The organism is Dactylosporangium sp. NPDC049140 (genome assembly GCF_040648435.1).
The window spans coordinates 282,798-308,525 of the sequence record NZ_JBEZDS010000008.1 but is presented as its reverse complement, the minus strand read 5'-3'; the positions used below and the strand labels follow the sequence as shown (position 1 = coordinate 308,525).

The 25,728-nt window shown below is 73.7% G+C and carries 26 protein-coding genes, 1 tRNA gene and 2 pseudogenes; 13 read left to right on the top strand and 16 right to left on the bottom strand.

The features are described from left to right. Positions 1-408 (bottom strand): annotated as a pseudogene (locus AB0B76_RS16740) (hypothetical protein); the annotation flags it as partial. Further along, positions 405-632: a hypothetical protein gene (locus tag AB0B76_RS16735; protein WP_360375463.1), complete on the bottom strand. Its 228-nt coding sequence runs from the start codon at positions 630-632 to the stop codon at positions 405-407. The gene AB0B76_RS16735 and the pseudogene AB0B76_RS16740, both read right to left, overlap by 4 nt. A 198-nt stretch (positions 633-830) precedes the next feature. Here AB0B76_RS16735 and AB0B76_RS16730 point away from each other — a divergent pair, with 198 nt between their 5' ends. Beyond that, positions 831-1,838, top strand: a complete 1,008-nt coding sequence (locus tag AB0B76_RS16730) for a hypothetical protein (RefSeq protein WP_360375461.1) — start codon at positions 831-833, stop codon at positions 1,836-1,838. A gap of 67 nt (positions 1,839-1,905) precedes the next feature. Here the strand turns inward: AB0B76_RS16730 and AB0B76_RS16725 are convergent, their stop codons facing one another. Together AB0B76_RS16725 and AB0B76_RS16720 are read right to left on the bottom strand one after the other, a co-directional pair. Further along, entirely contained in the window at positions 1,906-2,154 is a 249-nt protein-coding gene (locus tag AB0B76_RS16725) for a hypothetical protein (RefSeq protein ID WP_360375459.1), read from the bottom strand. A gap of 138 nt (positions 2,155-2,292) precedes the next feature. Next, complete coding sequence (locus tag AB0B76_RS16720) at positions 2,293-4,191, bottom strand: CHASE3 domain-containing protein (protein ID WP_360375457.1); 1,899 nt, start codon at positions 4,189-4,191, stop codon at positions 2,293-2,295. Between the two features lie 42 nt (positions 4,192-4,233). On the opposite strand from AB0B76_RS16720, the gene AB0B76_RS16715 reads away from it, so the two are divergent. Then, positions 4,234-4,926: a response regulator transcription factor gene (locus AB0B76_RS16715; RefSeq protein ID WP_360375455.1), complete on the top strand. Its 693-nt coding sequence runs from the start codon at positions 4,234-4,236 to the stop codon at positions 4,924-4,926. On the opposite strand, the gene AB0B76_RS16710 is transcribed toward AB0B76_RS16715, so the two are convergent. The 4 genes from AB0B76_RS16710 to AB0B76_RS16695 all read right to left on the bottom strand — a co-directional run bounded on the left by AB0B76_RS16710 (position 4,886) and on the right by AB0B76_RS16695 (position 7,424). Then, complete coding sequence (locus AB0B76_RS16710; RefSeq protein WP_360375453.1) at positions 4,886-5,248, bottom strand: response regulator transcription factor; 363 nt, start codon at positions 5,246-5,248, stop codon at positions 4,886-4,888. The genes AB0B76_RS16715 and AB0B76_RS16710 overlap by 41 nt on opposite strands. Before the next feature lie 54 nt (positions 5,249-5,302). Next, positions 5,303-5,902, bottom strand: coding sequence for a carbohydrate-binding protein (locus AB0B76_RS16705; RefSeq protein ID WP_360375451.1), 600 nt, complete (start codon positions 5,900-5,902; stop codon positions 5,303-5,305). A gap of 71 nt (positions 5,903-5,973) precedes the next feature. Further along, positions 5,974-6,732, bottom strand: coding sequence for an ABC transporter permease (locus tag AB0B76_RS16700; RefSeq protein ID WP_360375449.1), 759 nt, complete (start codon positions 6,730-6,732; stop codon positions 5,974-5,976). Continuing rightward, a complete protein-coding gene (locus tag AB0B76_RS16695) occupies positions 6,729-7,424 on the bottom strand; it encodes an ATP-binding cassette domain-containing protein (RefSeq protein WP_360375447.1) in 696 nt (231 codons plus the stop codon). The genes AB0B76_RS16700 and AB0B76_RS16695 overlap by 4 nt, the downstream gene beginning before the upstream one ends. An 89-nt stretch (positions 7,425-7,513) precedes the next feature. Between AB0B76_RS16695 and AB0B76_RS16690 the strand changes: the two genes are divergently transcribed. Together AB0B76_RS16690 and AB0B76_RS16685 are read left to right on the top strand one after the other, a co-directional pair. Next, complete coding sequence (locus AB0B76_RS16690; RefSeq protein WP_360375445.1) at positions 7,514-8,560, top strand: histidine kinase; 1,047 nt, start codon at positions 7,514-7,516, stop codon at positions 8,558-8,560. Further along, positions 8,557-9,219, top strand: a complete 663-nt coding sequence (locus AB0B76_RS16685) for a response regulator transcription factor (protein WP_360375443.1) — start codon at positions 8,557-8,559, stop codon at positions 9,217-9,219. The genes AB0B76_RS16690 and AB0B76_RS16685 overlap by 4 nt, the downstream gene beginning before the upstream one ends. Here the strand turns inward: AB0B76_RS16685 and AB0B76_RS16680 are convergent. After that, positions 9,205-9,798: a TetR/AcrR family transcriptional regulator gene (locus AB0B76_RS16680; RefSeq protein WP_360375441.1), complete on the bottom strand. Its 594-nt coding sequence runs from the start codon at positions 9,796-9,798 to the stop codon at positions 9,205-9,207. The two genes, AB0B76_RS16685 and AB0B76_RS16680, sit on opposite strands and share 15 nt — an antisense overlap. 162 nt (positions 9,799-9,960) lie before the next feature. Here AB0B76_RS16680 and AB0B76_RS16675 point away from each other — a divergent pair, with 162 nt between their 5' ends. Continuing rightward, positions 9,961-10,530: a permease gene (locus tag AB0B76_RS16675; protein WP_360375439.1), complete on the top strand. Its 570-nt coding sequence runs from the start codon at positions 9,961-9,963 to the stop codon at positions 10,528-10,530. Here the strand turns inward: AB0B76_RS16675 and AB0B76_RS16670 are convergent. The 5 genes and pseudogenes from AB0B76_RS16670 to AB0B76_RS16650 all read right to left on the bottom strand — a co-directional run. Next, a pseudogene (locus AB0B76_RS16670) lies at positions 10,416-10,838 on the bottom strand (GGDEF domain-containing protein); the annotation flags it as partial. The gene AB0B76_RS16675 and the pseudogene AB0B76_RS16670 sit on opposite strands and share 115 nt — an antisense overlap. Positions 10,839-10,852: 14 nt before the next feature. Then, on the bottom strand, positions 10,853-12,322 hold the full coding sequence (locus AB0B76_RS16665) for a hypothetical protein (RefSeq protein ID WP_360375437.1): 1,470 nt from the start codon (positions 12,320-12,322) through the stop codon (positions 10,853-10,855). Next, positions 12,319-13,179 carry an ABC transporter ATP-binding protein gene (locus AB0B76_RS16660; protein WP_360375435.1) on the bottom strand — a complete coding sequence of 287 codons (861 nt, stop codon included), beginning with the start codon at positions 13,177-13,179 and terminating at the stop codon, positions 12,319-12,321. The genes AB0B76_RS16665 and AB0B76_RS16660 overlap by 4 nt, the downstream gene beginning before the upstream one ends. A 3-nt stretch (positions 13,180-13,182) precedes the next feature. Next, positions 13,183-14,238, bottom strand: coding sequence for a histidine kinase (locus tag AB0B76_RS16655; protein WP_360375433.1), 1,056 nt, complete (start codon positions 14,236-14,238; stop codon positions 13,183-13,185). Then, on the bottom strand, positions 14,235-14,906 hold the full coding sequence (locus AB0B76_RS16650; RefSeq protein ID WP_360375431.1) for a response regulator transcription factor: 672 nt from the start codon (positions 14,904-14,906) through the stop codon (positions 14,235-14,237). The genes AB0B76_RS16655 and AB0B76_RS16650 overlap by 4 nt, the downstream gene beginning before the upstream one ends. Positions 14,907-14,932: 26 nt before the next feature. On the opposite strand from AB0B76_RS16650, the gene nhaA reads away from it, so the two are divergent. Then, positions 14,933-16,840 (top strand): Na+/H+ antiporter NhaA, encoded by a 1,908-nt coding sequence (nhaA, locus tag AB0B76_RS16645; RefSeq protein WP_360375429.1) that lies wholly within the window; start codon positions 14,933-14,935, stop codon positions 16,838-16,840. Between the two features lie 93 nt (positions 16,841-16,933). Next, positions 16,934-17,009, top strand: a tRNA-Arg gene (locus AB0B76_RS16640). 55 nt (positions 17,010-17,064) lie between these two features. Here the strand turns inward: AB0B76_RS16640 and AB0B76_RS16635 are convergent. Next, complete coding sequence (locus AB0B76_RS16635) at positions 17,065-18,150, bottom strand: branched-chain amino acid aminotransferase (protein ID WP_360375427.1); 1,086 nt, start codon at positions 18,148-18,150, stop codon at positions 17,065-17,067. Between the two features lie 68 nt (positions 18,151-18,218). Continuing rightward, positions 18,219-19,070, bottom strand: a complete 852-nt coding sequence (locus AB0B76_RS16630; RefSeq protein ID WP_360375425.1) for a fused MFS/spermidine synthase — start codon at positions 19,068-19,070, stop codon at positions 18,219-18,221. A 108-nt stretch (positions 19,071-19,178) separates the two neighbouring features. Here AB0B76_RS16630 and AB0B76_RS16625 point away from each other — a divergent pair, with 108 nt between their 5' ends. The 6 genes from AB0B76_RS16625 to AB0B76_RS16600 are packed head-to-tail and all read left to right on the top strand — an operon-like array spanning position 19,179 to position 25,725. Then, on the top strand, positions 19,179-20,054 hold the full coding sequence (locus tag AB0B76_RS16625; protein ID WP_360375423.1) for a xanthine dehydrogenase family protein subunit M: 876 nt from the start codon (positions 19,179-19,181) through the stop codon (positions 20,052-20,054). Between the two features lie 2 nt (positions 20,055-20,056). Continuing rightward, positions 20,057-20,512: a (2Fe-2S)-binding protein gene (locus AB0B76_RS16620; protein ID WP_360375421.1), complete on the top strand. Its 456-nt coding sequence runs from the start codon at positions 20,057-20,059 to the stop codon at positions 20,510-20,512. Next, positions 20,509-22,878: an aerobic carbon-monoxide dehydrogenase large subunit gene (locus AB0B76_RS16615; protein WP_360375419.1), complete on the top strand. Its 2,370-nt coding sequence runs from the start codon at positions 20,509-20,511 to the stop codon at positions 22,876-22,878. Before AB0B76_RS16620 ends, AB0B76_RS16615 begins: the two co-directional genes overlap by 4 nt. Then, entirely contained in the window at positions 22,879-23,763 is an 885-nt protein-coding gene (locus tag AB0B76_RS16610; protein ID WP_360375417.1) for an XdhC family protein, read from the top strand. Further along, a complete protein-coding gene (locus AB0B76_RS16605) occupies positions 23,760-24,620 on the top strand; it encodes a MoxR family ATPase (RefSeq protein ID WP_360375415.1) in 861 nt (286 codons plus the stop codon). The genes AB0B76_RS16610 and AB0B76_RS16605 overlap by 4 nt, the downstream gene beginning before the upstream one ends. After that, positions 24,592-25,725, top strand: coding sequence for a VWA domain-containing protein (locus AB0B76_RS16600; protein ID WP_360375413.1), 1,134 nt, complete (start codon positions 24,592-24,594; stop codon positions 25,723-25,725). Before AB0B76_RS16605 ends, AB0B76_RS16600 begins: the two co-directional genes overlap by 29 nt. The last annotated feature ends 3 nt before the right edge of the window (positions 25,726-25,728 follow it).

The window sequence follows — 25,728 nt, the reverse complement described above, 5'->3', positions numbered from 1 at the left end:
CAGCCGGTCGCGGCGCTGGTTCTCGGTGTGCATCAGCCAGACCAGGTAGCCCAGCGCCGACATCCCCGCGAAGAACCCGGCGAGCAGCTTGTTGTTGTGGGCCATCCAGTTGAACGCGACAGCGAACGCCGCGATCGCCGCCGACAGGATCCGCGAGGCCACCGCCCGCTCACCCAGCCGGCGCCGAACGTCGGCGTTGGCGAGCACGACGATGCCGCCGAGCTCCAGCGCGCCCACCGCCGGGATCGCCCAGATCATCGGGATGCCCAGCGCCTCCACCGCACCGGACACCTGCCCGGCCAGGGCCACGAGCAGCACCACGAAGTAGAACAGCTGCCGCATGTACGAGGTGCGCTTGACAGTCTTCTGCAGATCGGCGTCGAGCTGGTTGATGCCCGGCGTGCTCACCGGCTTCTCCCGTCGTCGTCGGGCCGGGGCAGCCGATAGCCCCGCGCCTCGAGAAATTCGGCCAGCGCGAGATCCACCGAGCTCTGCACGGTGGTGTTGTGGTCGACGACGAACCGCTGCAGGGTCTGCTCGATCTCGACCCGAACCCGGGTGTTGAGCTGGACCCGCTCGAACCGCGGCCGCTGCGGTGGCATCGCCACCGCCTTCTCTGTCGCTTCCAACATCACTCCCGCTAGCCGTTTGCTAGCGCGCACGCTAGCAAAGCAACCGTCGATGACCGAATCCGACACGCCGGACGTATGTTCGAACCCGAAATACCATTACGACGGTCGCTCCGCGAAGGTTCAGCACTACTTTCCGTGTTCATTCGGCCGCATTCTTGGTGCTGTGCGGCGCCTTTCCGGTTCGGTACGCTCGGCCGCATGCGGCGCCGGGTGCTCATGCTCATGGTTGCGGCGCTCGTGCTGATCGGCGCCTGGGCCGGCCCCGCGGGCGCGGCGCCGGGCGATCCGACGGGTGCGCCGAACGAGGGCACCGATCTCACGCTCGGCGAGAAGCTGGACGCGGCCAACACGGAGTGGCTGCAGGCCCAGGCGGTGCTCGACACGTCGAAGAAGCACCAGGCCGAGCTGACCGCGCAGATGGACTCGATACAGAAGGAGCTGGAGCCGGTCCGCGCGAGCGTGAACGTCATCGCCGCCGCGGCGTACCGGACCGGCGGCAACGTGCGCCTGACCGCCGCCCTCGTGAACACCGGCTCGGCCGAGCAGTTCATGGACCGCGTGCTGCTGGTGAACACGATCGCGCAGTACAACGACCGCCAGATCGCCCGTCTGACCAAGCTCGAGAAGGAGCTCGCGGACGCGAAGAAGGCGGCCGACGACGAGGTGGCCAAGCAGCAGGCGCAGGCGGTCATCCAGGCAAAGAAAAAGGCCGACGCCGAAGCGGCGCTGGCCAAGATGAAGGGGAAGGCCGACGGCTACGTCAGCGTGAACTCACCGCTGGCGACGCCCGCCCCGCGCAACGCCGACGGCTCCTGGCCGGCCGAGAACTGCATCATCGACGACCCGACGACCACCGGCTGCATCACGCCGCGTCTGCTGCACGCGGCGCAGGAGGCGCGCAAGGCCGGCTTCACGCACTTCTACTCGTGCTTCCGCCCGTCGGGCCCGTACGAGCATCCGAAGGGCCGGGCCTGCGACTTCGCCGCGGCGTCGGACGGCTTCGGCGGCGTGGCCAGCGGGGCCGACAAGACCTACGGCACGAACCTGGCGGCCTTCTTCGTGAAGAACGCGTCCTCGCTGGGCGTGCTGTACGTGATCTGGTTCCGTCAGGTCTGGACGCCGGCGGCGGGCTGGCACGCGTACAGCGGCGGCAACGGGGACCCGTCCAGCGACCACACGAACCACGTGCACCTGTCGGTGTTGTGACGGAAGGGCGATAAATCCGGACACGTCGGTGTCTGGATTTATCGCCGGTATCCGGGGACCGGCCGGCTCATCGTGCACCGGCCGCGGTCAGCGCGCGCTCGCAGACCGAGCGGGCCCACTGAATGCGGTTCAGGGCCACATCCGGGCGGTCGCCGAAGACCTCGGCGGCCCGGGCGTAGCACTCTTGCGGGCCGAGCCGGTCCAAGGTGTCGTCCACCGTGGCGCGGACCTCGGCGTCGTCGGGGTTGGAGAAGCACGGAGTGTCGGAGACGAACAGTGCCATGCACAGCACCGGGTCGACCGGGCGAGTCGTCATGGTGGATCACCTGTTCAAGGGGGTGTGTTTGACTGTTCCACCGTGCCTCCGGACGGGTGTCCGATGCCTCGCGGCCAGCGGGGTTTCCCTGTGGTGGGTTTTCCGACCCCGGCATACCTGCTGGCTGCCACCGGCCCCTCAACCGGCCTCACCCTCCGGGAGGGGGATGCCGATGCGCAGGCGGGTCCCGGCGCCGGGGCGGCTCGAGATCTGCATGGTGCCGCCCAGCGCGGCCACGCGGTCGCCGAGGCCGGTCAGGCCCGTGCCCGTACCAGGATCCGCGCCCCCCACGCCGTCGTCCTCGATCGACAGGGACAGCCGGGCGTCCGTGACGGCGGCCGACACCGAGATCACCGTGGCGTGCGCGTGGCGGATGGCGTTCGTGAGGGCCTCGGCCACGACGTAGTACACCCCGATCTCCACCGAGGCGTCGAGCCTGGAGGGCAGGTCGAGCCGCGTCTCCACCGGGATCGGGGAGCGGCGCGCCAGGGAGCGGATCGCCGGGGACAGGCCACCCTCCGACAGGATCGACGGATGGATGCCGCGGGCCAGCTCGCGCAGTTCGTCGATCGCCTCCGACAGGTCGCTGCCGATGCCGTGCAGGCGGTCCTGCAGCGGGCCCGTCACCTGCGTCTCCGTCGCGCGCAGGGCCAGCAGCAGGGCGATCAGCCGCTGCTGGGTGCCGTCGTGCAGGTCGCGCTCGATGCGGCGGCGGCTCTCGTCGGTCGCGGCCACCACGCGGGCGCGGGAGGCGGTCAGGTCGGCGCGCGCCTGGGAGTTGGCAATCGCGCTGGCCACCAGCTCGGTGAACTCGGCGGCCCGCTCGGCGTCGTGCTGCTGCAGCGGGGACGCGCACGTGGAGAGGGCCTTGAGGGCGCCCCAGGTGCGCCCGGCCACGGAGACGGGGGCGCCGATCGCGGAGCGGATGGTCCCGTCGCCGAACTCGTGCTGCAGGAAGTCGGCGCTGCGCATGCCGGCGAGGCGGATCGGGCGGCCGGACCGCAGGATCTCCCCGGCCACACCGCTGTCGGCCACCTTCACCCGGCCCAGGCCGACGCGGTGGACGGGGTCCTGGCTCCAGCTCGCCACCACGGTGCCGTTGCCGTCGGGCTCGAAGCGCAGCAGCACGGCCGCGTCGGCGCCGAAGAGCTTGCCGGCCTCCTCGGTCACCGCGGCGAAGACGTCCTCGGCGGGCATGCCGCGCGCCGCGACGGTCGCCACACGGCGCAGCGCCGCCTGCTCGGCCGCCACCGCGCCGAGCATCCGGCGGCCCTTGTCGAGCGCGGCGACCATCGAGTTGAAGGTCCGCTGCAGCGCCCCGATCTCCACCGGGGCGTCCGTCGGGACCCTCACCTCCAGGTCGCCGCCCGCCACCCGGTCGGCCGCCAACACCATCCGGTGCAGCGGCCGCACCACCATGACCGCCAGCGAGCGAGTCAGGATCGCGACCGCGAGCAGGGCCACCACGAAGCCGGCGATCCCGGCGAACAGGGCCTGCTTGCCGGCCCGGGTCGCCGCGGCGTGCATCTGGTCCACGGTCATGCGCTGGCTGTTGATGAAGTCGTTGAACTCCATGCGCATCGCGGCGATCTGCTTCTGCCCCTCGGTGACGGACTGCGGGTCGATGTTGGCCGGCTCCCCCGACTCCCCCTCGGTGATCGCGGGGTCGGCGTAGCTGTCGAGGTACGCGGTGACGTCGCTGTTGAGCCGGGCCACCCGCGCGGCCTGGGCCGGGTCACCCGCCACGGACGAGGCGAGCTCCTGCTGGCGCAGCGGAATCTGCTGCTGGGCCCTGATCCAGGGCTCCAGCAGCGCCCGGTCGTGGGTGAGGGCGTACCCGCGCCGGCCCGCCTCCACGTCGAGGACCAGCCGCTCCAGCGTGTTGGAGGCCGAGACGGCGTGCTCGGCGCGGGTGACGACCATGACGGAGGCCCGCAGCTCGTAAACGGACACGAGGATCACCGCGAACGCCGCCGAGATCAGGACGGTGAACAGCGCGCTGGTCAACGCGAGGCGGAAGGTCAACCCCCCGTGCATGGGGTGGTGACTACCCCGGATCGCGGGGATATGTTGGATTTGATGGCATTCGAGGCAAGCGCGGCGCTGCGTCGTTCGGTGGTGATCGCGGACGACGACGTGCTGCTGCGCGAGGGGCTGGCAAGCCTCCTCGACCGGCACGGGTTCGACGTGATCGGGCTCGCCGACGACGGCACCCACCTACTGGACCTGGTCGAGAAGGCGACGCCCGACATCGCCGTGGTCGACATCCGCATGCCCCCGACGCACACCACCGAGGGGCTCGGCGCGGCCCGGGAGATCCGCCGACGCTTCCCGTCGGTGGCGATTCTGGTGCTGTCCGCCTTCGTCGAGGTCGAGCACGCGATCGAGCTGCTGGCCAGCGGTGAGCGCATCGGCTACCTGCTGAAGAGCCGCGTCACCGACGTCGACGAGTTCGTCGAGACGATCCACCGGGTGCACGACGGGGGCACCGTCGTCGACCCGGCCGTCGTCCAGGAGCTCGTGGCCGCCCACCGCCGCCGCGACCCGCTCGACGTGCTCAGCCCGCGCGAGCGGGAGGTGCTGGCGCTCATGGCCGAGGGGCGCTCGAACGCGGGCGTGGCCAAGGCGCTGTGGGTCACCGAGGGCACGGTCGAGAAGCATGTCCGGTCGATCCTGACCAAGCTCGACCTGCCCGAGACCGACGAGACGCACCGCCGGGTCCTCGCGGTCCTCACATTCCTGGAGGCGGCGTCTTCCGCAGCAGGTACGTGATCGCGCACCCGGACAGCTGGTCCTTGGGCAGGAAGCCGATCGCCGGGCTCTCCTCGAGCAGCTCGGCCAGGTCGTCCGGGGCGAGGCTCGACACCATGATGACGGCGCCGTGGCGGATGCGGGGGGCCAGGTCGAAGCCGCTCTCCGCGCCGAGGCCGACATCGAGGAGTACGACATCCGGCTCCTGCTCCTCGACCGCCCGCAGCGCCTGCCGGCTGTCCGAAGCGGTCGCGACCACTGCGATGCCCTGGCTCGAGAGAAGCCGCCGGGCGCTGGCCCGGAACCGCTCCGAGTCGTCGACGATGACGCAGCGGATCGTCATGATACGACCGTGCCACGAGGCCGGGTGGGACCGCCTTGCTGGTAGCCGGAAGACTCAGGGCGACGCCGAGGGCGATCCCGGGATCGCGGCGGTGGGCGTGCGGTGGAACCGCAGCCAGTTCACGTTGACGAAGTCGCCGCCGTGTTCGCTGCGGATCAGGACGAACACGGTCTGGAGGCCGGTCCGGCCCGTGGTGCTCACCCGGGTCTTCGTGGTCCAGCTCTGCCAGCCGCCGGTGTTCCCGACCTGGTAGCTGGCCAGCAGTTCGCCGTCCGGGGCGCCGGCCCGCAGCTCCACCGTCCCTCCCGTGCGGCCGCCCGCGGCGACCCGCACGCTCGCGGTCAGCGAGCCGGGGCCGCCGAGGTCGACGTTGTCGTACCGCATCCAGTCCCCGTCGGCGAGCCAGCCCACGTTCCTGCCGCCGCCGGCGTCGCCGGTGTTCTCGGTGCGGGCGCCGCTCTGGGCGGCCCACGCCTCGGCCTGCACCACGCCCTCGGTGTCGACCTGCTCGGCGCCCGCCGACGTGGTGACGATCAGCGAGGTGGCCACGGCCCCGGCGATCGGGACCAGCACGAGCGCCAGCAGCGCCGGGCGCCGTTTCGGCTCGCGGCGCGGCGGCACCACGTACGGGTTGAGCCGAGGGTCGAGCGGCATTTCCCGACCGTATGCACGACCGGGCGCTCGCTGAAGCCTCCTAAGTCGAACGTAAAGCAGGTCTAAGCCGTCTATGCGTCGCGTCGCCGGAGGCTGACGTGCCCGGCGGCGAGCGCGAGCGCCGTCCACAGCGCCATGATCCCGATGCCGCCCCAAGGGCCGAACGCACGGTCGTAGCGCGGCCCGTCCGGCGCCCCGAAGTAGTGCAGGATCGCCACGCCGGCCTGGTCGGGCAGGAACTGGGTGACCCGGCGCAGCCCCGGGATGTTGCCCAGGCCCTGCGAACCGAGGAAGAACAGCGGCAGCAGTACCGCCAGGGCCGCGGTCGACCCGCGCAGGGTCTGCGCCACGCCCGCCGCGAACAGGGCGATGAGCACGAGGTAGACGAACGCCCCGGCGACCGTGCGCGGCACCCCGTCGGCCGTCAGCGTGGTGTGCCGCGACGCGAGCCCGGCCTGCCCGGCGAACCACGCGGCGGCGACGGTCAGCGCCGAGACCGCCGCGGCGCACAGGGCGAGCACGGCGAGCTTGGCGAGGTAGTACCGGCCGCGGCGCGGAACGGCGGCGAGGGTCGGGCGGATCGTGCCGGAGCCGTACTCCCCACCGACCGTCAGCACCGCGAACACGACGAGCGCCAGCTGGGCCAGGCTCAGCCCATAGAAGGAGGCGAACAGCGCGTCGAAGTGCTCGGGCTCGGCGCGGCGCAGGCTCCAGCCGGTCAGGTACGCCAGCCCGCCCCCGGCGACGACGGTCAGCGCGAGCGTCCAGGCGGTCGAGCGCAGGGTGCGGACCTTGACCCACTCCGCCGCGAGCGCGGCCGGGCCGCTCATCGCCCGACCGCCAGCAGGAACGCCGCCTCCAGCGACGGGGCGCCGGCCACGAACTCGTCCACGGTCGCGTCGGCGACGAGCCGCCCGCGGCTGATGACCACGAGCCGGTCGGCGGTGAGCGCAGTCTCGGCCATCAGGTGGCTGGAGACCAGCACGGTGCGACCCTGCGCGGCGTACCCCTTCAGCAGCGCCCGCAGCCAGTGCACCCCCTCGGGGTCGAGCCCGTTGACCGGCTCGTCGAGCAGCAGGATCGGCGGGTCGCCGAGCAGCGCCGCGGCCAGCCCGAGCCGCTGGGCCATCCCGAGGGAGAACCCGCCGGCCCGCCGCCGCGCGTCCCCGGCCAGCCCCACGAGCTCCAGCACCTCGTCCACGCGCCGGTCGGATATGCCGTTGCTGCGGGCCAGGTACAGCAGGTGGTGCCGCGCCCGCCGGCCCGGGTGGGCGGAGCGGCCCTCCAGCATCGCCCCGACCGCGCACAGCGGACGGTCCAGGGCCTCGTAGGGCCGCCCGTCGATCCGGGCCCGCCCGCCCGACGGCCGGTCGAGCCCGAGGATCATCCGCATGGTGGTCGACTTCCCGGCCCCGTTGGGCCCGAGGAAGCCGGTCACGCACCCCGGCCGGACGGCGAACGACAACCCGTCGACGGCGACGGTGCGGCCGTAGCGCTTGCTGAGTTCCTCCACAACGATCACGTCCCGTGACGCTAGGGCGGGCCGGCCGCGGCCACAGTCGCCGAAAGTCGCCCCGCCACCGCGACGAACGTCGGCGGTAGCCTGCTCGCATGCGCCGATATCTCGCCGCCGCGGGCATCGTCTGCGTCGACAGCGTGCTGCTCACGTATGCGCATCCGGGAATCGTCCGGCCCTGGCTGCTGCCGGTCTGGGCGCTGGCCGTGGCCGGCGTCCTCGCCCTCGCCCGGCGCCGGCCCGGGCTCGGGTTCCTCGCCGCGCTCGGCCCGGCGCTGGTCACGGGCGGGGCCGGGGCGCTGCTGCCGTTCACCGCCTACCGGGCCGGGAAGGCCTCGACGCCGTGGCTGGCCCTGGCGGTGGCCGGGTTCGCCGCGGTGCAGGCCGGGCGGGCCCCGGCGGTCGCGCCCGTCGTCGTGTCGGCCGTCGTGTTCGCGCTGCTGCCGCTGCTCGTCGGGGCCTACGTCGCCGAGCAGGAGCGGCACGCGGCCGCGCTCGCCGCGCAGGAGCGGCTGCGGATCGCCCGCGACATGCACGACGCGCTCGGGCACCGGCTCAGCCTCGTGTCCATCCAGGCCGCGGCGCTGGAGGTGGCCGGCCTGCCGGAGGCGCAGCGGGAGGCGGTGCGCCGCCTCGCCGAGTCCGCCCGCGGGGCCGCCGGCGACCTGCACGACGTGCTCGGCGGGCTGCGGGCGCCGCGGGCCGGGCTGGTCGAGCTGGTGGAGCGGGCCCGGGCGGCGGGCGTGCCGGTCGAGCTCGTCCGGCGCGGCCGCGAGCGGGAGGTGCCCCCGGAGGCGTACCGGCTGGTGCAGGAGGGCCTCACCAACGGCTGCAAGCACGCGCCCGGCGCGCCGCTGACCGTGCGGGCCGAGTGGGACGACGACGCGCTGCTGCTCTCCGTCGTCAACCCGGTCCCGCCCGGCACCGTGCCCGCGCCCGGGCGGGGGCTGCTCGGCCTGGCCGAGCGGGCCGAGCTCGCCGGCGGGCTGGTCGGGCACGGCGTCGACGGCGGCGCGTTCCGGCTGTGGGCGGTCTTCCCGGACGCTCCCGTGCGCCGCCCGCCCGCGCTGCTCGGCGTGGCCCTGGCCGGCATCATGTTCGGCCTGGTGCCGCTCAGCCTGGTCGTCGGCGTCGCCGGATGAGCCGGATCAGGGTCCTCGTCGCCGACGACGAGCCGCTGATGCTGGCCGGCATCCAGGCCGTGCTCGAGTCCGCGCCCGACCTGGAGATCGTCGCCGTGGCCGGGGACGGCGCCGCGGCCGTGGCGGCGGCGGAGCGGGTCGCGGTGGACGTGGCCCTGCTCGACGTGCGCATGCCGCTGCTCGGCGGCCTGGACGCGATGGCCGCCCTGCGGGCCGCGCGCCCGGGCGCGGCGATCGTGCTGCTCACGTCGTTCGGCGACGAGGCGAACGTGCTGCGCGCGCTGCGGCAGGGCACGTCCGGGTACGTGCTGAAGACCTGCACCCCCGAGGAGCTCCTGCGCGCGGTGCGGGCCGCGCACGCCGGCGACGCGTACCTCTCGCCGCCGGTCGCCCGCCAGGTCATCGGCCTCATCGGGCCGTCCGGCGCGGCCGGGGCGCAGCGGCGCCGGGCCGCCGGGGACCGGCTGGCCGCGCTCAGCCCGCGGGAGGCCGACGTGTTGCGGCTGGTCGCGGAGGGGCTCTCCAACGCCGGCATCGGGGCGCGGCTGCGGATGAGCGAGCCGAGCGTGAAGACGTACGTCAGCCGCGTGCTCACCAAGCTCGACTGCACGAACCGCGTGCAGGCGGCGCTGCTGTACCGCGAGTCAGCAGACCAGTAGCCCCTTGCGCACGGCCAGGGCCAGGATGCGCGCGGTGCGGTCGGCGATCGCGGGGTCGAGCGGCTCCCCGGTGATGTAGGCGCGCGCGTAGTAGGGCGCGCCGACGAGCCGGATCACCTCGGCCGCGTCGGTGCCGGCCGGGGCCTCGCCGCGCTCCACGGCCCGCTCGACAAGCGTCGCGGCGAGCACGATTCGCGTCGCGAAGAACCCGGTGAGCACCTCCCGGACGGCCGGGTCGTGCACCGCCTCGCGCACGACGACGTCGAACACGGCCCGCAGCGGCGGCGCCGACAGCAGCGCGATGCTCGCCCGGCCGAGCTCGCGCAGGTCGCCCTCGAGCGTGCCGGTGTCCGGCGGCGGGATCTGCGCCGCCGCCGTGCCGGCGAACAGGTCGGCGACGAGCTGGCCGACGGAGCCCCAGCGGCGGTACAGCGTGGTCTTCGCCACCCCCGCCCGCTGCGCGATCCGCTCCATCGTGGTGCCCGCGTAGCCGACTTCGAGCAGCTCGGCCTGCAGCGCCTCGGCCACCGCCGCGCGCGTGCGGGCGGTGCGCCCGCCGGGCCGGGTGTTGCCGGTCAATGCAACTCCAGTTGCGTTAGTGGCGGTCGTCCTGTCATGCTCATGCTAACGCAACTGGAGTTCACTTAGTGAAGGAGTATCCGAGATGGCGTTCTTCGTGGGCGCGATCCTGTTCGCCGCACTCGTCGGCGCGCTGGACGCGAAGCTGCCCTGGCCGAAGCGATGATCACGGGGCACTTCGGCCTGGCCGCGGCCGTGAAGTCGGTCGAGCGGCCGGTCCCGCTGTGGTCGCTCATGCTCGCGACGGTCTGGCTCGACGTCGTGTTCGTCCCGCTGTACCTCGCCGGCGCCGAGCACATCGACCCGGTCCCGGGCACCGACGGCGGCTATGGCGACGGGATCATCTACGCCGACTACACCCACTCCCTGCTGGGCGCGCTCGTCATCGCGGCCCTCACCGGCCTGGTGGCCGCCCGCTGGTGGGGCCGCCGCGGCGGGACGGTCATCGGCGCCGTCGTCTTCTCGCACTGGCTGCTCGACCTGCTCGTGCACCGCGCCGACCTGCCGCTGCTGCCCGGCAACGCGGGCGACCTGCCGCGGCTGGGGCTGGGCCTGTGGCGGTACCACCTCCTGACCGCCGTCATCGAGGGGCTGCTGATCCTGGTCGGGGCCGCCCTCTACTGGCGCGCCGCGCGCCGGACCGGCGGCGCCCCGGCCCGGGTCAACCTGGTCACCGGGCTGCTCGTCGCGTGCGGCGCGGTGACGCTGGCCCTCGACGTGGCCGGCCTCTGACCCGGCAGGACAGGGCCTAGCCAGGCGTCGGCGAGCATCGTGGTCGACACCGCGATGCTCGCCCGCACGGCCAGGCGGCCCTCGCTCGTGGGGAACGGCCTGTCGAACACGGCCCGCAGCGCCGGGGCCAGCCGGTCGGCCGTCGCGGCGTCCGCGCCCGGCAGCAGCACCGCGAACTCGTCGCCGCCGAGCCGGGCCACCACCGAGCGCTGCGGTGCGGTGCGCGGCCCGGCGAAGGCGGCGTCGCGCAGGCGGTGCCCGACCACGCTCAGCAGCTCATCGCCGGCCTGGTGGCCGTGGGTGTCGTTACGGGAGTCAGCCGCTACCGGCGCGCCTCCCGCATCGCCGCCCAGCTCAGGGACCCCGCGACGAAGACGAGCGCGGCCCCGGCCCAGAAGGCGGCGCCCGGTCCGCCCCGGAGGATGCCCATGTAGTCCAGCGCGTCCGTATCGTTGATCATGAGGTACCAGAGCAGCGTGTACACGGCCTGGAAGACCCTCGGCGCGCCGGTCAGCGTGCCCAGCAGCAGGGCCAGGGCCGGGATGAACAACGCCCCGGCGGCCCACCCCGCCAGCCCGCGCCAGTCGCCGCCGATCGCCAGGCGGACCGCCGAGCCGAGCCCGATCGCCACCGCCAGCAGCACGCCCGCGCCGAACTCGGCGAGCCGGCGCCGCCGCGGCGCCGGGTACGCGCCCAGGATCGCCGCGGTCCCGGACAGCGCCGGCTGCGTGCCCAGCCGCGACCACAGCAGCAGCGGCCACACCCAGGCGAACGCGAGCACGGCCCCGCGCGGCAGCGCGAGCCCCGCCAGGCCCAGCGCGCCCGCCCCCAGCCACCACCACGGCGGCGCCCCCGCGACCAGGATGCGCGCCTCGCCGGCCAGCAGCCGCGCGAACGTGGCGCCGCGGCGGGGCGCGGTCCGCGGCAGCCCCGCGTACCGGGCCGGCGGCTCGGCGGCCGGCGCCGCGCGACCTGCTCGGGCCGGGCGGTCGAACCGGTGGAACCACAGCGCGGGCAGCAGCGCGAGCGCGAGGGCCACGAGCAGCAGCCCCGCCCGGCCGCCGAGGAACTCGGGCGAGAGGCGCAGGCCGGGCCACTCGAAGACCTTGAGGGGCTCGTCGACGTACATCAGCCCGAGCCCCACGTCCTGCGACGCCCCCGCGGGGAGGTTCACCGGCTGCAGGCCGAGCCCGCCGAAGGGCGCGTGCGCGGACTGCCCACCGATCGCGCCGACCATCCACACGAAGACCCACAGCACGTTGCCCAGCCCGCCGCGCAGCACCGGCGTCGCCTCGAACAGCAGCGCCACCGCGCCCGTGACCACGAGCATGGGCAGGGCGACGAGCCCGAACGGCAGCAGCAGCGCGACCGGGTCGACGACCCGCGACTCGCCCCGCAGCAGCTGCAGGACCAGCGCGGTGCCGGCCAGCACGGCGGTCATCGAGACGAGCACGGCGACGTTGCTGAGCAGCTTCGCCGCGAGGTAAGCCGGCGTGCGCATCGGCGAGGCCGCGATCAGCTGCCCGACGCCGGTGCGCTCGTCGCGGGCCACGGCGTCGCGCACCAGGTAGAAGCCGACCAGCGTCAGCCAGAGCGCGCTGGTCAGAGCGGTCACCATCCCGACGTACCCGCTGGTGTACCGCCCGCGGAACCCCCCGATCACGAGGACCGACCAGTGCGCGTCGACGGCGGGCACCGCGAGGAGCCCCAGCCCGATGGCCGAGATGAGCATCAACAGGTACGCCGGGCGCCGCACCCGCTCCCGGAAATCGGCGACGGCCGCGGCGATCACGCGTGCACCGCCCCGACGTAGGCGTCCTCGAGGTCGGGCGCGGCCGGCACGGCGTCGGGCAGCGGCCGGTTCACGGCCAGGATCCGCAGCCGTACCCCCTGGGCCGTGCGCACCGCCCGCGTCGTCAGCAGCCGCTGCTGCAGGGCCGCGGCGTCCGCGGGCGCGACGGTCGCCTCCCACACGTGCCCGGCGACGCCGCGCACGAGGTCCTCGGGCGCCCCGTCGAGGCGGATCCGGCCGCCCTTGACGACCGCGATCCGCGCCGCGGCCGACTCGACGTCGCCGACGATGTGCGTGGAGAGCAGCACGACCCGCGTAGCCGCGAGATCGCTGAGCAGGTTGCGGAACCGCACCCGCTCCTCCGGGTCGAGCCCGGCGGTCGGCTCGTCCACGATGATCACGCGGGGATCCCCGAGCAGCGTCTGCGCGATGCCCACCCGGCGCAGCATGCCGCCGCTGTACCCGCCCAGCGCCCGCTTCGCCGCGTGCGTGAGGTTCACCAGCTCGAGGACCTCGTCGATCCGCGCCCGCGCCGAGCGGGCCGAGAGCCCCTTGACCGCGGCGAGGTACCGCAGGAACTCGACCGCGTTCAGGTTCGGGTACACGCCGAAGTCCTGCGGCAGGTACCCCAGCGCCCGCCGCAGCCCGTCCGGGCGCGCGACCGCGTCCTGGCCGTCGAAGCGCACCTGGCCGCTCGTGGGCCGGGTGACGGTGGCGGCGATCCGCAGCAGCGACGACTTCCCGGCGCCGTTGGGCCCGAGCAGCCCGACCAGCCCCGGCGTGAGCCGCAGCGTGAGGCCGTCGACGGCGCGTTTCTGTCCCTTGTAGACCTTCGTGATCTCGACCAGTTCGAGCATGCCTCAAGGCTGCGGGCGGCCGTTCCCGGGCACATCTGCCGAACGGGAGAGATCGCAGCGCACTTCCCACCGCCCGTCGCGCGGCCCGGCGCCGAACGCGCCGCCCACGGCTTCGACGCGTTCGCGGAGTCCTTCGAGTCCGTGGCCGCCGGTAGGGCGCGTGGCCGATATTTCCGGCATATCCGAAACGACGGTCAAGATGCCCGCCGTTGACAGCGTGATCGCGACGCCGGCCGCCGGCGCGTGGCGGCGCACGTTCGTCAGCGCCTCGATCACGACGTGGTAGGCCACGCTCCCGGCCGCCGCCGGGAGCGCGGCCCCCGGCTCGATCGCCAGCGTGGCCGCGGGGCCGAAGCGTGAAACGACCCCGGGCAGGTCGGCGAGCCCGTGGACCCGCGGCGGGACGTCCTCGTCGGAGGTGCGCAGGGCCGCCACCATGTTGTCCATCGCGGTGAGCGCCCGCTGCCCGGCCGCCTCGATCCGCTCGTATGACCCGGCGGCCGGCGCGACCCGGGCCGCCTGCGCCTCCAGCACGATCCCGGTGACCTCGTGGGCGACAAGGTCGTGCAGGTCACGGGCCAGCTCCAGCCGCTGCGAGCGCCGCGCCGCGGCCAGGGCGTGGGCGCGCCGGCCGTCCTGCGCCCGCCGGTACAGTCCGAGCCCGGCGGCGGCCACGGCGCACGCGAACGCGGTGGCGACCACGAGGACCGAGCCGTCCAGGTGGTGGGCCGGCTGGTGGAGGGTGACCCGCAGCGGCAGGACGGTGACGGCGAGTGCGACGAGGGCCGCGACCGACCGGCCCGCGCGGGCGGTGCGGGTCAGCAGGACGAGCAGCGGGGTGAGCTCGAAGATGAGCCACAGCCCCGGCGGCTGCGGCGGGCCCCGGTAGATCACGGTCACCCCGATCGAGACCGCGGCCGCCACAAGGCCGAGGGACGGGCGGACCGCCGCCGCCACGGCGACCATGGCCGCGATGCTCACCAGGATCCCGGCCGGGCGGGTGAAGGGCAGCCCGCACAGCACCGGGACGACCAGGAGCAGCAGCCAGTACGCCCTCACGGCACGACGACCCCGTGGTTCCAGGCCCAGACCGCGATCCCGACCCGGTTGCGCACGGCAAGCTTGCGCTGGACCGCGGCCACGTGCGTCTTCACCGTGCCGGCCGAGATGAACAGCTCCGCGCCGATCTCGGCGTTGGTGTGGCCCGCGCCGACGTGGGCGGCGATCTCCAGCTCCCGCTCGGTCAGCGGCTCCGGCGACTCCGGGCGCGGGCGGGAGAGATGCCGCAGCAGCTTGACGGTGATCGCCGGGCTGATCAGGCTCTCGCCGGAGACAGCGGCCCGGACGGCCTCGGTGAGCAGGGCCGGGCCGGAGCGCTTGAGCAGGAACCCGGCCGCCCCGTTGCGCAGGGCCGCGTACACGTACTCGTCCAGGTCGAACGTGGTGACCACGACGACCCGGGTGGGGCCGCCGGCGAGGTCGCGGGTGAGGGTGAGCCCGTCCATGCGCGGCATCCGGATGTCGACAAGCGCCACGTCGGGCCGCACGGCGCGCACCAGTTCCAGGGCCTCGACCCCGTCCGCGGCCTCGCCCACGACCTCGATGTCCCCGGCCGCCCCGAGGATGCGCCGCAGGCCGTCGCGAACCATTGCCTGGTCGTCCGCGATGACCACCCGAATGCCGTTCGCACCCGCGTCGCCGCCGAACCCGTTCACGAGAGCGCTCACGATCATTGAGCCTAGACTTTGCCGCTATGGCCGACCCGTCGACCGAGGGCGGAAAATCCCTCTGGCGCCGCGACATCGCGGCGCCGCTGCGCACCTTCATGGCGACCGAGTCCGGCAGCGCCGGGGTGCTCGTCGCCGCCATCGTCGCGGCCCTGATCTGGGCGAACGTGGACGAGGGCGGCTACGAGCGGCTGTGGCACACCGAGCTGGCGCTGAAGGTCGGCGGCTGGGAGCTCGCGTGCGACCTGCGCACCTGGGTCAACAGCGGGCTCATGACGCTGTTCTTCCTCGTCGTCGGCCTGGAGGCGCGGCGCGAGCTGGACCTGGGCGACCTGCGCGACCGCCGCCGCTTCCTGCTGCCGTTCGCGGCCGGGGTGGCGGGCATGGTGCTGCCGGTCGGCGTGTACCTCGCGGTCAACCACGGCGGCCCCGGCACGCACGGCTGGGGCGTGGCCATGTCGACCGACACCGCGCTCGCCCTGGGGCTGCTCGCGCTGGTCGGCCGGGGCGTGCCCGAGCAGGCGCGGGTGTTCCTGCTGACCGTGTTCGTCGTCGACGACGTCGTCGCCCTGATCGTCATCGCCGTGGCCTACTCCGAGCACATCGCGATGATGCCGCTGCTGCTGGCCCTGGCGGTCTTCGGCGGCCTGCTCGGCCTGCGCGCCCTCGGGGTGCGGGCCGGCTTCGTCTACGCGCCGTTCGCAATCCTGCTGTGGTACCTCATGCTGCGCTCCGGAGTCGACCCCGTCGTGTCCGGCCTGGCCATCGGCCTCACCGCGACCGCGTACACCCCGGCCCGCGGCGCGCTGGAGGCGGCCAGCGGCCTGTTCAAGCTGTTCCGCGAGCAGCCGACGGCCGAGCTGGCCCGGTCGGCGTCGCTGGGCCTGACGCGCACGCTGTCGCCGAACGACCGCCTCCAGCGGATGTACCACCCGTGGAGCAGCTACCTGATCGTCCCGCTCTTCGGCCTGGCCAACGCCGGCATCCCGGTCGACGGGGCGTTCCTGGCGCGGGCCTTCGCCTCGCCGGTCACGCTGGGCGTGATCGCCGGCTACGTTTTCGGCAAGCCGGTCGCCGTCGTCGGCACGTCGTGGCTGGTGACCCGGCTCTCCGGCGGGCGGGTGCGGCCCGGCGCCGGGTGGGCGGCGGTGCTGGGCAGCGGCACGATCGCCGGCATCGGCTTCACGGTGTCGCTGCTCATCGCCAGCCTGGCGTTCACCGGCGACGAGCTCGCCGAGGCCAAGCTGGGCGTGCTCGCCGCGGCCGCCGTCGCGTCCCTGCTCACCTGGGTGGTGTACCGCGTCACCGCCCTCCTGCCCAAGCACAAGCGCGCCCGGGCCCTGCTGGGCGACGCCGACGTGCTCACCGACCTCATCCCGCCGGTCGACCCGGACGTCGACCACGTGCGCGGGGCGGCCGGGGCATCGGTGACCATCGTGGAGTACGGCGACTTCCAGTGCCCCTACTGCGGCCAGGCCGAGCCCGTGGTGCGCGAGCTGCTGTCCGACGCCGACCTGCGCTACGTGTGGCGGCACCTGCCGCTGACCGACGTGCACCCGCAGGCCCAGCTGGCGGCGGAGGCGACCGAGGCGGCCGCCGCGCAGGGCGCCTTCTGGCCCATGCACGACCTGCTGCTCGACCACCAGGACGAGCTCAAGCCGATGGCCCTGGTGGAGTACGCCGAGCGCCTCGGCCTCGACCGCCGGCGCTTCCACGAGGACCTCATGCGCCACGCCCACGAGGCCCGGATCGCCCAGGACGTCGAGTCCGCGGACCTGAGCGGCGTCGGCGGCACCCCGACCTTCTTCATCAACGGCCAGCGCCACTACGGCGCCTACGACCTGGCCACCCTCACCGAGGCGGTGAAGGTGGCCCGGGCGCGGGCCCTCATCGGCACGTCCACAGGCACGCGGTCGAACCGCTCCGATCGTTAGGAACGCCCTCTCCCATCGCCCGGTGGAAGGTTGCACGGATACGCGATTTCGGTCGATGCCATGGTTCCCCTAGACTCGGTCCTGCAGCACAGAGGCCTCGTAGCTCAGGGGATAGAGCACCGCTCTCCTAAAGCGGGTGTCGCGCGTTCGATTCGCGCCGGGGCCACCAACGAGAAGCGGCCCCCGCCCGGACCCGGGCGGGGGCCGTTCGCGCCGGCGGACAGTCAGGCGCGCACCGACCAGCCGAAGGGGTCCTCGGCCCGGCCGCGCTGGATGCCCACGAGGGCGTCGCGGATCGAGGCCGTGACCGGGCCTTCCGCGGCGCCGCCGATCTCGAACTCGCCGTCGCGTGAGCGCGCCCGGCCGATCGACGTGATGACCACGCCGGTGCCGCAGGCGAACGTCTCCAGCAGCTCGCCGGCGGCGGCGTCGGCGCTCCACTCGTCGACGGAGTACGGCCGCTCGTGCACCGTCCAGCCGCGGTGGCGGGCCAGCGCGATGACGGAGTCGCGGGTCACGCCGGGCAGGATCGAGCCGTTCAGCGGCGGGGTCACCAGCACGGGCGCGTCGGGCGAGCCGTACACGAAGAAGAGGTTCATGCTGCCCGACTCCTCGATCCAGCGGTGCTCCACCGCGTCGAGGAAGACCGTCTGGTCGCAGCCCGCGTCCTGGGCCTGGGCCTGGGCGCGCAGGCTCACCGCGTAGTTGGCGGCGGCCTTCACGTGGCCCGTCCCGCCCGGCGCGGCCCGCGAGTAGTCCTGCGAGATCCAGACCGTGACCGGCTTCGCGCCGCCGGAGAAGTACGCGCCCGACGGGGAGGCGATCACGGCGAAGAGGTACTCCGACGAGGGCCGCACGCCCAGGAACGGGTCCGTGGCGATCATGAACGGTCGGACGTACAGGCTCTGCCCCTCGCCCGCCGGCACCCAGTCCCGGTCGGCCTCGACCAGCGTCCGGACCGCCTTCAGGAACAGCTCCTCCGGCAACTGCGGCATCGCCAGGCGCTCGGCGGTCGCGTTCAGCCGGCGCGCGTTGGCGTCGGGGCGGAACAGCCCGACGCTGCCGTCCGGCAGCGCGTACGCCTTCAGCCCCTCGAACAGCTCCTGGCTGTAGTGCAGCGCCGCGGTGGCCGGGGAGAGCGAGAGCGGCCCGAACGGAACCAGGCGGGCGTCGTGCCAGCCCTCGCCCTCGGCGTACCGGATCGTGACCATGTGGTCGGTGAACACGCGGCCGAACCCAGGGTCGACGAGCAGGGCGGCGCGCTCGGCCGCCGGGCGGCGCTCGGCCGGGACGATGTCGAATTCGAGCATTCCGGAACTGTAAGCGGAACCTGAACGATCACTAAGCCGCATCCCGGGAACTGGTCGGTAACAACCACTCAGAACAAATTGGCCGGCGGCGGGGGGCTCGCCGTGGCCGTCGCGTCCGTCACCACTCGGGCGCCCGCGACCAGGTCGGTCAGGTCGTCGCCGGCCACGAGCCGGGCCGGGAACGGGTCGGCCGCGCCCGCCCGGGCCAGCGGCGCCTGCGGGATGCGCCCCGGCTCGGCCGCGGCGGCCAGGATCACGTTGCCGAAGCGGCGCCCGCGCAGCACGCCCGGCTCGGCGAGCAGTACGACCTCGCCGTACACCCGCCGCAGCGTGGCGACCTGCCCCCGGGTGAACGCGAGCCCGGAGCCGTCGGCCAGGTTGGCCACGTAGACCCCGCCGGGGCGCAGCAGCCGCGCGGCCGCGGTCAGGAACTCCAGCGAGGCCAGGTGGGCCGGCACCCGGGCCCCGCCGTAGACGTCGGCGATGACCAGGTCGAAGCGGCCCGGGGCGAGCGTCTCGACCGCCTCCCGGGCGTCGGCCGCGCGCACCCGGATGTCGGCCCCGCGCGGCAGCGGCAGCTCGCGGCGCACGAACGCGATGAGCGCCGCGTCGCGCTCGACCACGCGCTGGGCCGAGGCGGGCCGGGTCGCCGCCACGTACCGCGGCAGCGTCAGCGCGCCCCCGCCCAGGTGCAGCACCGACAGCGGCGCGCGGGCCGGGGCCATCGCGTCGATGACCGAGGCGATGCGCCGCATGTACTCGAAGTCCAGCTGCCGCGGATCCTCCAGGTCGAGCGCGGACTGCGGGTACCCGTCCAGCAGCAGCGTCCACCGCCCGGGCCGCCCGTCGTCCGGGCACAGCTCGGCCACGCCGCCATCGACCTGCTCGACGATTCCCGTCGCCCGCTTCCGCCCGCCCACGCGTCAATCTTGCATTCGCGCAGCAGATCCACAGACACTCGGGGGTTGTCCGATAACGGCCCGAGGACGACGATGCTGATTGTCTGTATCCGAAAGACCGGAGGCGCGATGCAAGTACCCGCCGCATTCGAGTACGCGAAGGCCACGAGCGTCGGTCAAACCCTGCAACTGCTGGAGCAGTACGGGGAGGACGCCCGGGTCATCGCCGGCGGACACAGCCTCATCCCGATGATGAAGCTCCGCCTGGCCCGGCCCACCGCACTGATCGACATCAACGATGTGGCCGAACTGTCCTATATCCGGGTCGACGGCTCGCAGCTGCGCATCGGCGCCCTCACGCGCCACGCCGAGCTGCTCGCCTCGCCGCTGGTCGAGGAGCACTACCGCATCTTCGCCGACGCCGAGAAGGTGATCGCCGACCCGCTGGTGCGCAACCGCGGCACGGTCGGCGGCTCGCTGTGCCAGGCCGACCCGGCCGAGGACCTCTCGGCCGCGTTCGCCGCCGTCGACGCGTCGGTGGTCGTGCAGGGCCCGCGGGGGTCGCGGACCGTGCCGCTGACGGAGTTCCACGTCGGGCCGTACGAGACCGTGGTCGAGGCCGGCGAGCTGCTCATCGAGATCCTGGTGCCGATCCGGCCGGGCGGGGGCTCGGCGTACCTCAAGGTCGAGCGCCGCGTCGGCGACTGGGCCGTCGCCGCGGCCGGGGCCGCCCTGTGGCTGTCCGGCGGCACCGTCCAGCGCGCCGGCATCGGCCTGGCCGCCGTCGGCGCCGAGCACTTCCGGGCCACCGCGGCCCAGGAGTTCCTGGTCGGCCGGCCGGCCACCGAGGAGACGTTCGCCGAGGCGGGGCGCATCGCCGCCGAGCACACCAACCCGGTCGCCGACCAGCGCGGACCGGTCGACTACAAGCGCCACCTCGCCGGCGAGCTCACCACGCGCGCGTTGCGCGCCGCGGCCGCCCGGGCCCGGGGGCAGGAGGCCTGAGCATGCAGATCACCGTGACGGTCAACGGCGAGCAACACACCCGCGATGTCGAGCCCCGCCTGCTGCTCGTGCACTTCCTGCGCAACGAGCTCGGCCTCACTGGCACGCACTGGGGCTGCGACACCTCCAACTGCGGCGTGTGCACCGTGACGCTTGACGACGTGCCGGTCAAGTCGTGCACCGTGCTCGCGGTCATGGCCGACGGCAAGCGGGTCGGCACCGTCGAGGGCCTCGAGCGCGCCGACGGCCTCGACCCGGTGCAGGAGGGCTTCGTGCAGTGCCACGGCCTGCAGTGCGGCTTCTGTACCCCGGGCATGCTGATCACCGCCCGCGCGCTGCTGGACCAGAACCCCGACCCGTCGGAGCGCGAGATCCGCGAGGCCATCTCCGGCCAGCTCTGCCGTTGCACCGGGTACGAAAACATCGTCCGATCGATCCAGTGGGCGGCGACCAAATGACAGTTACTGAGACGCCCATGGGCTTCGGCCGCATGCACCGCAAGGAGGACGCGCGGTTCGTGCGGGGCAGGGGCAACTACGTCGACGACGTCCGCCTGCCCGGGATGCTGCACGGGGCCTTCCTGCGCAGCCCGTACGCGCACGCGAAGATCATCTCGATCGACACGAGCGCCGCCGAGGCGCTGCCCGGCGTCAAGGCGGTCATCACCGGCGCCACGCTCGAGAGCCTCAAGCTGGCCTGGATGCCCACGCTGTCGTACGACACCCAGGCGGTGCTCGCGACGGACAAGGTGCGCTTCCAGAACCAGGAGGTCGCGTTCGTGGTGGCGGAGAACCACTACATCGCGCGCGACGCCCTGGAGCTCATCGAGGTCGACTACGAGCCGCTGCCGGTCGTCGCCGACGCCAAGCAGGCCCTCGCCCCCGGCGCCCCGGTCATCCGGGACGACAAGGAGGGCAAGACCGACAACCACATCTTCGACTGGAGCGCGGGCGACAAGGAGAAGACCGATGCGGTCTTCGCCGACTCCGAGGTCGTGGTGGCCGAGGACGTGCTCTACCCGCGGGTCCACCCGTCGCCGCTGGAGACCTGCGGCGCCGTCGCCGACTTCGACAAGGTCAGCGGCAAGCTCACGATCTACTCGACCACGCAGGCGCCGCACGCCCACCGCACCGTGTACGCGCTCGTCGCCGGCCTGCCCGAGCACAAGATCCGGGTGATCTCGCCCGACATCGGCGGCGGCTTCGGCGGCAAGGTCGGCATCTACCCCGGCTACGTCCTGGCGATCGTCGGCTCGATCGTCACCGGCAAGCCGGTCAAGTGGATGGAGGACCGCAACGAGCACCTGACCTCCACCGCGTTCGCCCGCGACTACCACATGCACGGCGAGATCGCGGCGACGAAGGACGGCAAGATCCGCGCCCTGCGGGTCAAGGTGCTCGCCGACCACGGCGCCTTCAACGGCACCGCCCAGCCGACGAAGTTCCCGGCCGGCTTCTTCCACATCTTCACCGGGTCCTACGACCTGGAGGCGGCCTCGTGCGACGTCACGGGGGTGTACACGAACAAGGCGCCCGGCGGCGTGGCGTACGCCTGCTCGTTCCGGATCACCGAGGCGGTGTACCTCGTCGAGCGCATGATCGACGTGCTGGCCTACGAGCTGAAGATGGACCCGGCCGAGCTGCGGATGAAGAACCTGCTCAAGCCGGAGCAGTTCCCCTACACCACGCCGACCGGCTGGGAGTACGACTCCGGCGACTACCCGAAGGCGCTGCGGCTGGCGCTGGACATGGTCGGGTACGAGCAGCTGCGCAAGGAGCAGGCGGAGAAGCGCGAGCGGGGCGAGTACATGGGCATCGGCCTGAGCTTCTTCACCGAGGGCGTGGGCGCGGGCCCGCGCAAGCACATGGACATCCTCGGGCTGGGCATGGCCGACGGCGCCGAGCTGCGGGTACACCCGACCGGCAAGGCGGTGCTGCGCCTGTCGGTGCAGACCCAGGGCCAGGGCCACGAGACCACGTTCGCGCAGATCGTGGCCGAGGAGCTCGGCATCTCCCCCGACGACATCGACGTCGTGCACGGCGACACCGATCAGACCCCCTTCGGCCTCGGTACCTACGGCTCGCGCTCGACCCCGGTCTCCGGCGCGGCCACGGCGATCGTCGCCCGCAAGGTGCGCGACCGGGCCCGGATCGTGGCCTCGGCGATGCTGGAGGTGTCCCCGGACGACCTGGACTGGGAGAAGGGCCGCTTCTTCGTCAAGGGCGACCCGGACCAGGGCCGGACGATCCAGGAGATCGCCATGGCCGCGCACTCGAGCCTCGAGCTGCCCGAGGGCGTCGAGGGCCACCTCGACGCGACGACGGTCTACAACCCTCCGAACCTGACGTACCCGTTCGGCGCCTACGTCTGCGTCGTGGACGTGGACCCGGCGACGGGCCAGGTCAAGGTGCGCCGGTTCATCGCGGTCGACGACTGCGGCGTGCGCATCAACCCGATGATCGTCGAGGGGCAGGTCCACGGCGGCCTCGCGGACGGCATCGGCATGGCGCTCATGCAGCTCATGGCGTTCGACGAGGACGGCAACCACCTCGGCGCGTCGCTCATGGACTACCTACTGCCGACGTCGCTGGAGTGCCCCTCGTGGGAGCTCGGCGAGACCGTCACGCCGTCGCCGCACCACCCGATCGGCGCCAAGGGCGTCGGCGAGTCCGCCACGGTCGGTTCCCCGGCCGCGGTCGTCAACGCCGTCCTCGACGCCGTCAAGCCCTTCGGGGTACGCCACGCCGACATGCCCCTCACGCCGTCCAACGTGTGGCGGGCCGTGCAGGGCAACCCGATCCGAACCGATATGGCGATCAGCTAAATGAGCCTCCTGCACCGCGCCGATCAGCTGCGCGACGCCCGCACCCCCTTCGTCCTGGCGACGGTGGTGCGGGCGGAGCGCCCCACCAGCGCCAAGGCCGGCGACCGCGCGCTGGTCCTGCCGGACGGCACGCTGGAGGGGTTCGTCGGCGGCACCTGTGCCGAGTCGACCGTCCGTCTCCAGGGGCTCAAGCTCCTGGCGACGGGCGAGTCGGCCCTGCTGCGCATCACGCCCGACGACGACGGTCCCGAGGACCGCCCGGGCGCGGAGGGGCTGCTGACCGTGGCGAATCCCTGCCTTTCCGGCGGTACGCTCGAAATCTTTCTGGAAGCCATGATCCCCGCGCCGCTGGTCTTCGTGTTCGGCGAGGCGCCCGTCGCCCGGGCCCTGGTCGACGTGGCCGGGGCCGTGGGCTGGGAGGGGCGCCGGGTGGACGAGCCCGGCGCCGCGGTCCCGCCCGACGCCGACGCCGTCGTGGTCGCCTCGCACGGCCGCGACGAGGCCGGGGTCCTGGCCGCCGCCCTGAAGGCCCGGACGCCGTACATCGCGCTGGTCGCCAGCCGCAAGCGCGCGGCCGCGGTGCTGGGCGAGCTCGCGGTGACCGAGGACGAGCGGGGCTCGATCCACGCCCCCGCCGGGCTGGACATCGGCGCGCGGACGCCGCACGAGATCGCGCTGTCGGTGCTGGCCGAGATCATCGCGCTGCGCCCCCGGCAGACCGCGCCGACGCCGGTGCCCGTCGCGACGGCCAAGGACCCGGTCTGCAACATGGACGTGGTGATCGCCCCCGACGCGCTGCACTACCAGCACGAGGGGGTCGCGTACTACTTCTGCGGCACCGGCTGCCGCCGCGCGTTCGCCGACGACCCGGCCCGGTACCTGTGATCGACGGCGTCGACGGGCTCGTCGCGGGGCTGGACCGCCAGGGGTACCTCACCGATCCCGCGCTGGGCACCGCGCTGTTCCTGGCCGTGCGGATGGGCCAGCCGATCCTGCTGGAGGGCGAGCCCGGGGTCGGCAAGACGGCCGCGGCCGGGGCGCTCGCGGCCGCGCTGGACACGCCGCTGATCCGGCTGCAGTGCTACGAGGGGCTCAGCGCGGCCGAGGCGCTGTACGAGTGGAACTACCCGCGTCAGCTGCTCGGCATCCGGCTGGCCGAGGCGCGCGGCGAGACCCCGCGCGAGGCGGACCTCTTCGCCCCCGAGTACCTGCTGCGCCGCCCGCTGCTGGCCGCGATCGAGCACCCGGGGCCGCGCCCGGCGGTGCTGCTCATCGACGAGGTCGACCGGGCCGACGACGAGTTCGAGGCATTCCTGTTCGAGCTGCTCGCCGAGGGCTCGGTCACCATCCCCGAGCTGGGCACCCGGGTCGCGGTCGTGCCGCCCGTCGTGGTCCTCACCTCGAACCGGACCCGCGACCTGCACGACGCGCTCCTGCGCCGCTGCCTGTACCACTGGATCGGCTACCCGGACCAGGCGCGCGTGGCCGCCATCATCCGCCGCCGCGTGCCCGGCGCGGCGGGGCCGCTCGCCGAGCGGGTCGCCGGCGCGGTGTCCCGGCTGCGGGGGATGGACCTGGTCAAGCCGCCGGGCGTGGCCGAGGCGATCTCGTGGGCCAACGCCCTGCAGCTGCTCGGCCTGGGGCTCGACTCGGCGTCGGCGGACATGACGCTCGGCGCCGTGCTGAAGTACCGCGAGGACGAGGAGACGGCGCGTGCCGGTCTCGCCGACATCGCTGGCTGACCTGGTCGCCGCGTTCGGCGCGGCCCTGCACCAGGCCGGCCTCTCCGTCGGGCCGGACCGCGCCGCCCGCTTCGCCCAGGCCATCGCGGTGCTGGACCCGCGGACGGTCGACGAGCTGCACCGCTGCGCCCGGGCGACGCTCGTCTCCTCGCCCACCCAGTTCGCGGTGCTGGACGCCGTCTTCGACGCGGTCTTCCGGGGCTACAGCGACATCGCCGAGTTCCGCGGTGACCTCAACGCCGCCGGGGCCCTGTCCTCGCCCAGCTCCACCGGCCTGAACCTGGCCGACGGCCCGGGCGAGTCGCCGTCCCGCGAGGTCTCGGTCGGGGTCACGGGCAGCGCCTCCGAGCGGCTGGCCACGCGGGACTTCGCCACGCTCAGCGACGACGAGCTCGCCCGCCTCGCCGAGCTCATGAAGCTCCTGCGGTTCGCCACCCCGCCGCGCCGCAGCCGCCGCTGGCGCCCGGCCGCCGACGGGCGCCGCATCGACCTGCGGGCCACCCTGCGCAAGGCCCGCCGGACGGGCGGCGAGCCGCTGGCGCTGCCCCGCCGGACGCGCCGCGAGAAGCCCCGCCGGCTCGTGGTGCTGTGCGACATCTCCGGGTCGATGGAGCCCTACGCGCGGGCCATGATCCAGCTGTTGTACTGCGCGGCCGGCGCCTCCCGCGCCGAGGTGTTCACGTTCGCCACGCGGCTGACGCGCCTGACCCGGCTCCTGGCCCGCCGCACGAGCCCGGCGGCGGCGCTGCAGCGGGCCGGGCAGGCCGCCCCGGACTGGTCGGGCGGCACGCGCATCGGGGCGGCGCTGCGGCGGTTCAACGACGAGTACGGCCGCCGGGGCCTGGCCCGCGGCGCCGTCGTGCTCATCGTGTCGGACGGCTGGGAGACCGGCGACCCGGCCCCGGTCGGCGTCGAGATGGCCCGCCTGCGCCGCCTCGCCCACCGCATCGTCTGGGTCAACCCGCGCACCCAGAGCCCGCGCTACCGCCCGCTCGTGGGCGGCATGGCAGCCGCGTGGCCGCACTGCGACGCCGTGGTGAGCGGGCACTCCCTGGACGCGATCGGCCCCCTGCTCGAAGCGCTCCGAGCAGGGGGCCGCCGATAGTTC

Coding starts and splice junctions, on each gene's coding strand:
- AB0B76_RS16735 (WP_360375463.1), bottom strand. CDS start 632: ATGTTGGAAGCGACAGAGAAGGCGGTGGCGATGCCACCGCAGCGGCCG.
- AB0B76_RS16730 (WP_360375461.1), top strand. CDS start 831: ATGCGGCGCCGGGTGCTCATGCTCATGGTTGCGGCGCTCGTGCTGATC.
- AB0B76_RS16725 (WP_360375459.1), bottom strand. CDS start 2,154: ATGACGACTCGCCCGGTCGACCCGGTGCTGTGCATGGCACTGTTCGTC.
- AB0B76_RS16720 (WP_360375457.1), bottom strand. CDS start 4,191: ATGCACGGGGGGTTGACCTTCCGCCTCGCGTTGACCAGCGCGCTGTTC.
- AB0B76_RS16715 (WP_360375455.1), top strand. CDS start 4,234: ATGGCATTCGAGGCAAGCGCGGCGCTGCGTCGTTCGGTGGTGATCGCG.
- AB0B76_RS16710 (WP_360375453.1), bottom strand. CDS start 5,248: ATGACGATCCGCTGCGTCATCGTCGACGACTCGGAGCGGTTCCGGGCC.
- AB0B76_RS16705 (WP_360375451.1), bottom strand. CDS start 5,902: ATGCCGCTCGACCCTCGGCTCAACCCGTACGTGGTGCCGCCGCGCCGC.
- AB0B76_RS16700 (WP_360375449.1), bottom strand. CDS start 6,732: ATGAGCGGCCCGGCCGCGCTCGCGGCGGAGTGGGTCAAGGTCCGCACC.
- AB0B76_RS16690 (WP_360375445.1), top strand. CDS start 7,514: ATGCGCCGATATCTCGCCGCCGCGGGCATCGTCTGCGTCGACAGCGTG.
- AB0B76_RS16685 (WP_360375443.1), top strand. CDS start 8,557: ATGAGCCGGATCAGGGTCCTCGTCGCCGACGACGAGCCGCTGATGCTG.
- AB0B76_RS16675 (WP_360375439.1), top strand. CDS start 9,961: ATGATCACGGGGCACTTCGGCCTGGCCGCGGCCGTGAAGTCGGTCGAG.
- AB0B76_RS16660 (WP_360375435.1), bottom strand. CDS start 13,179: ATGCTCGAACTGGTCGAGATCACGAAGGTCTACAAGGGACAGAAACGC.
- nhaA (WP_360375429.1), top strand. CDS start 14,933: ATGGCCGACCCGTCGACCGAGGGCGGAAAATCCCTCTGGCGCCGCGAC.
- AB0B76_RS16635 (WP_360375427.1), bottom strand. CDS start 18,150: ATGCTCGAATTCGACATCGTCCCGGCCGAGCGCCGCCCGGCGGCCGAG.
- AB0B76_RS16625 (WP_360375423.1), top strand. CDS start 19,179: ATGCAAGTACCCGCCGCATTCGAGTACGCGAAGGCCACGAGCGTCGGT.
- AB0B76_RS16620 (WP_360375421.1), top strand. CDS start 20,057: ATGCAGATCACCGTGACGGTCAACGGCGAGCAACACACCCGCGATGTC.
- AB0B76_RS16615 (WP_360375419.1), top strand. CDS start 20,509: ATGACAGTTACTGAGACGCCCATGGGCTTCGGCCGCATGCACCGCAAG.
- AB0B76_RS16610 (WP_360375417.1), top strand. CDS start 22,879: ATGAGCCTCCTGCACCGCGCCGATCAGCTGCGCGACGCCCGCACCCCC.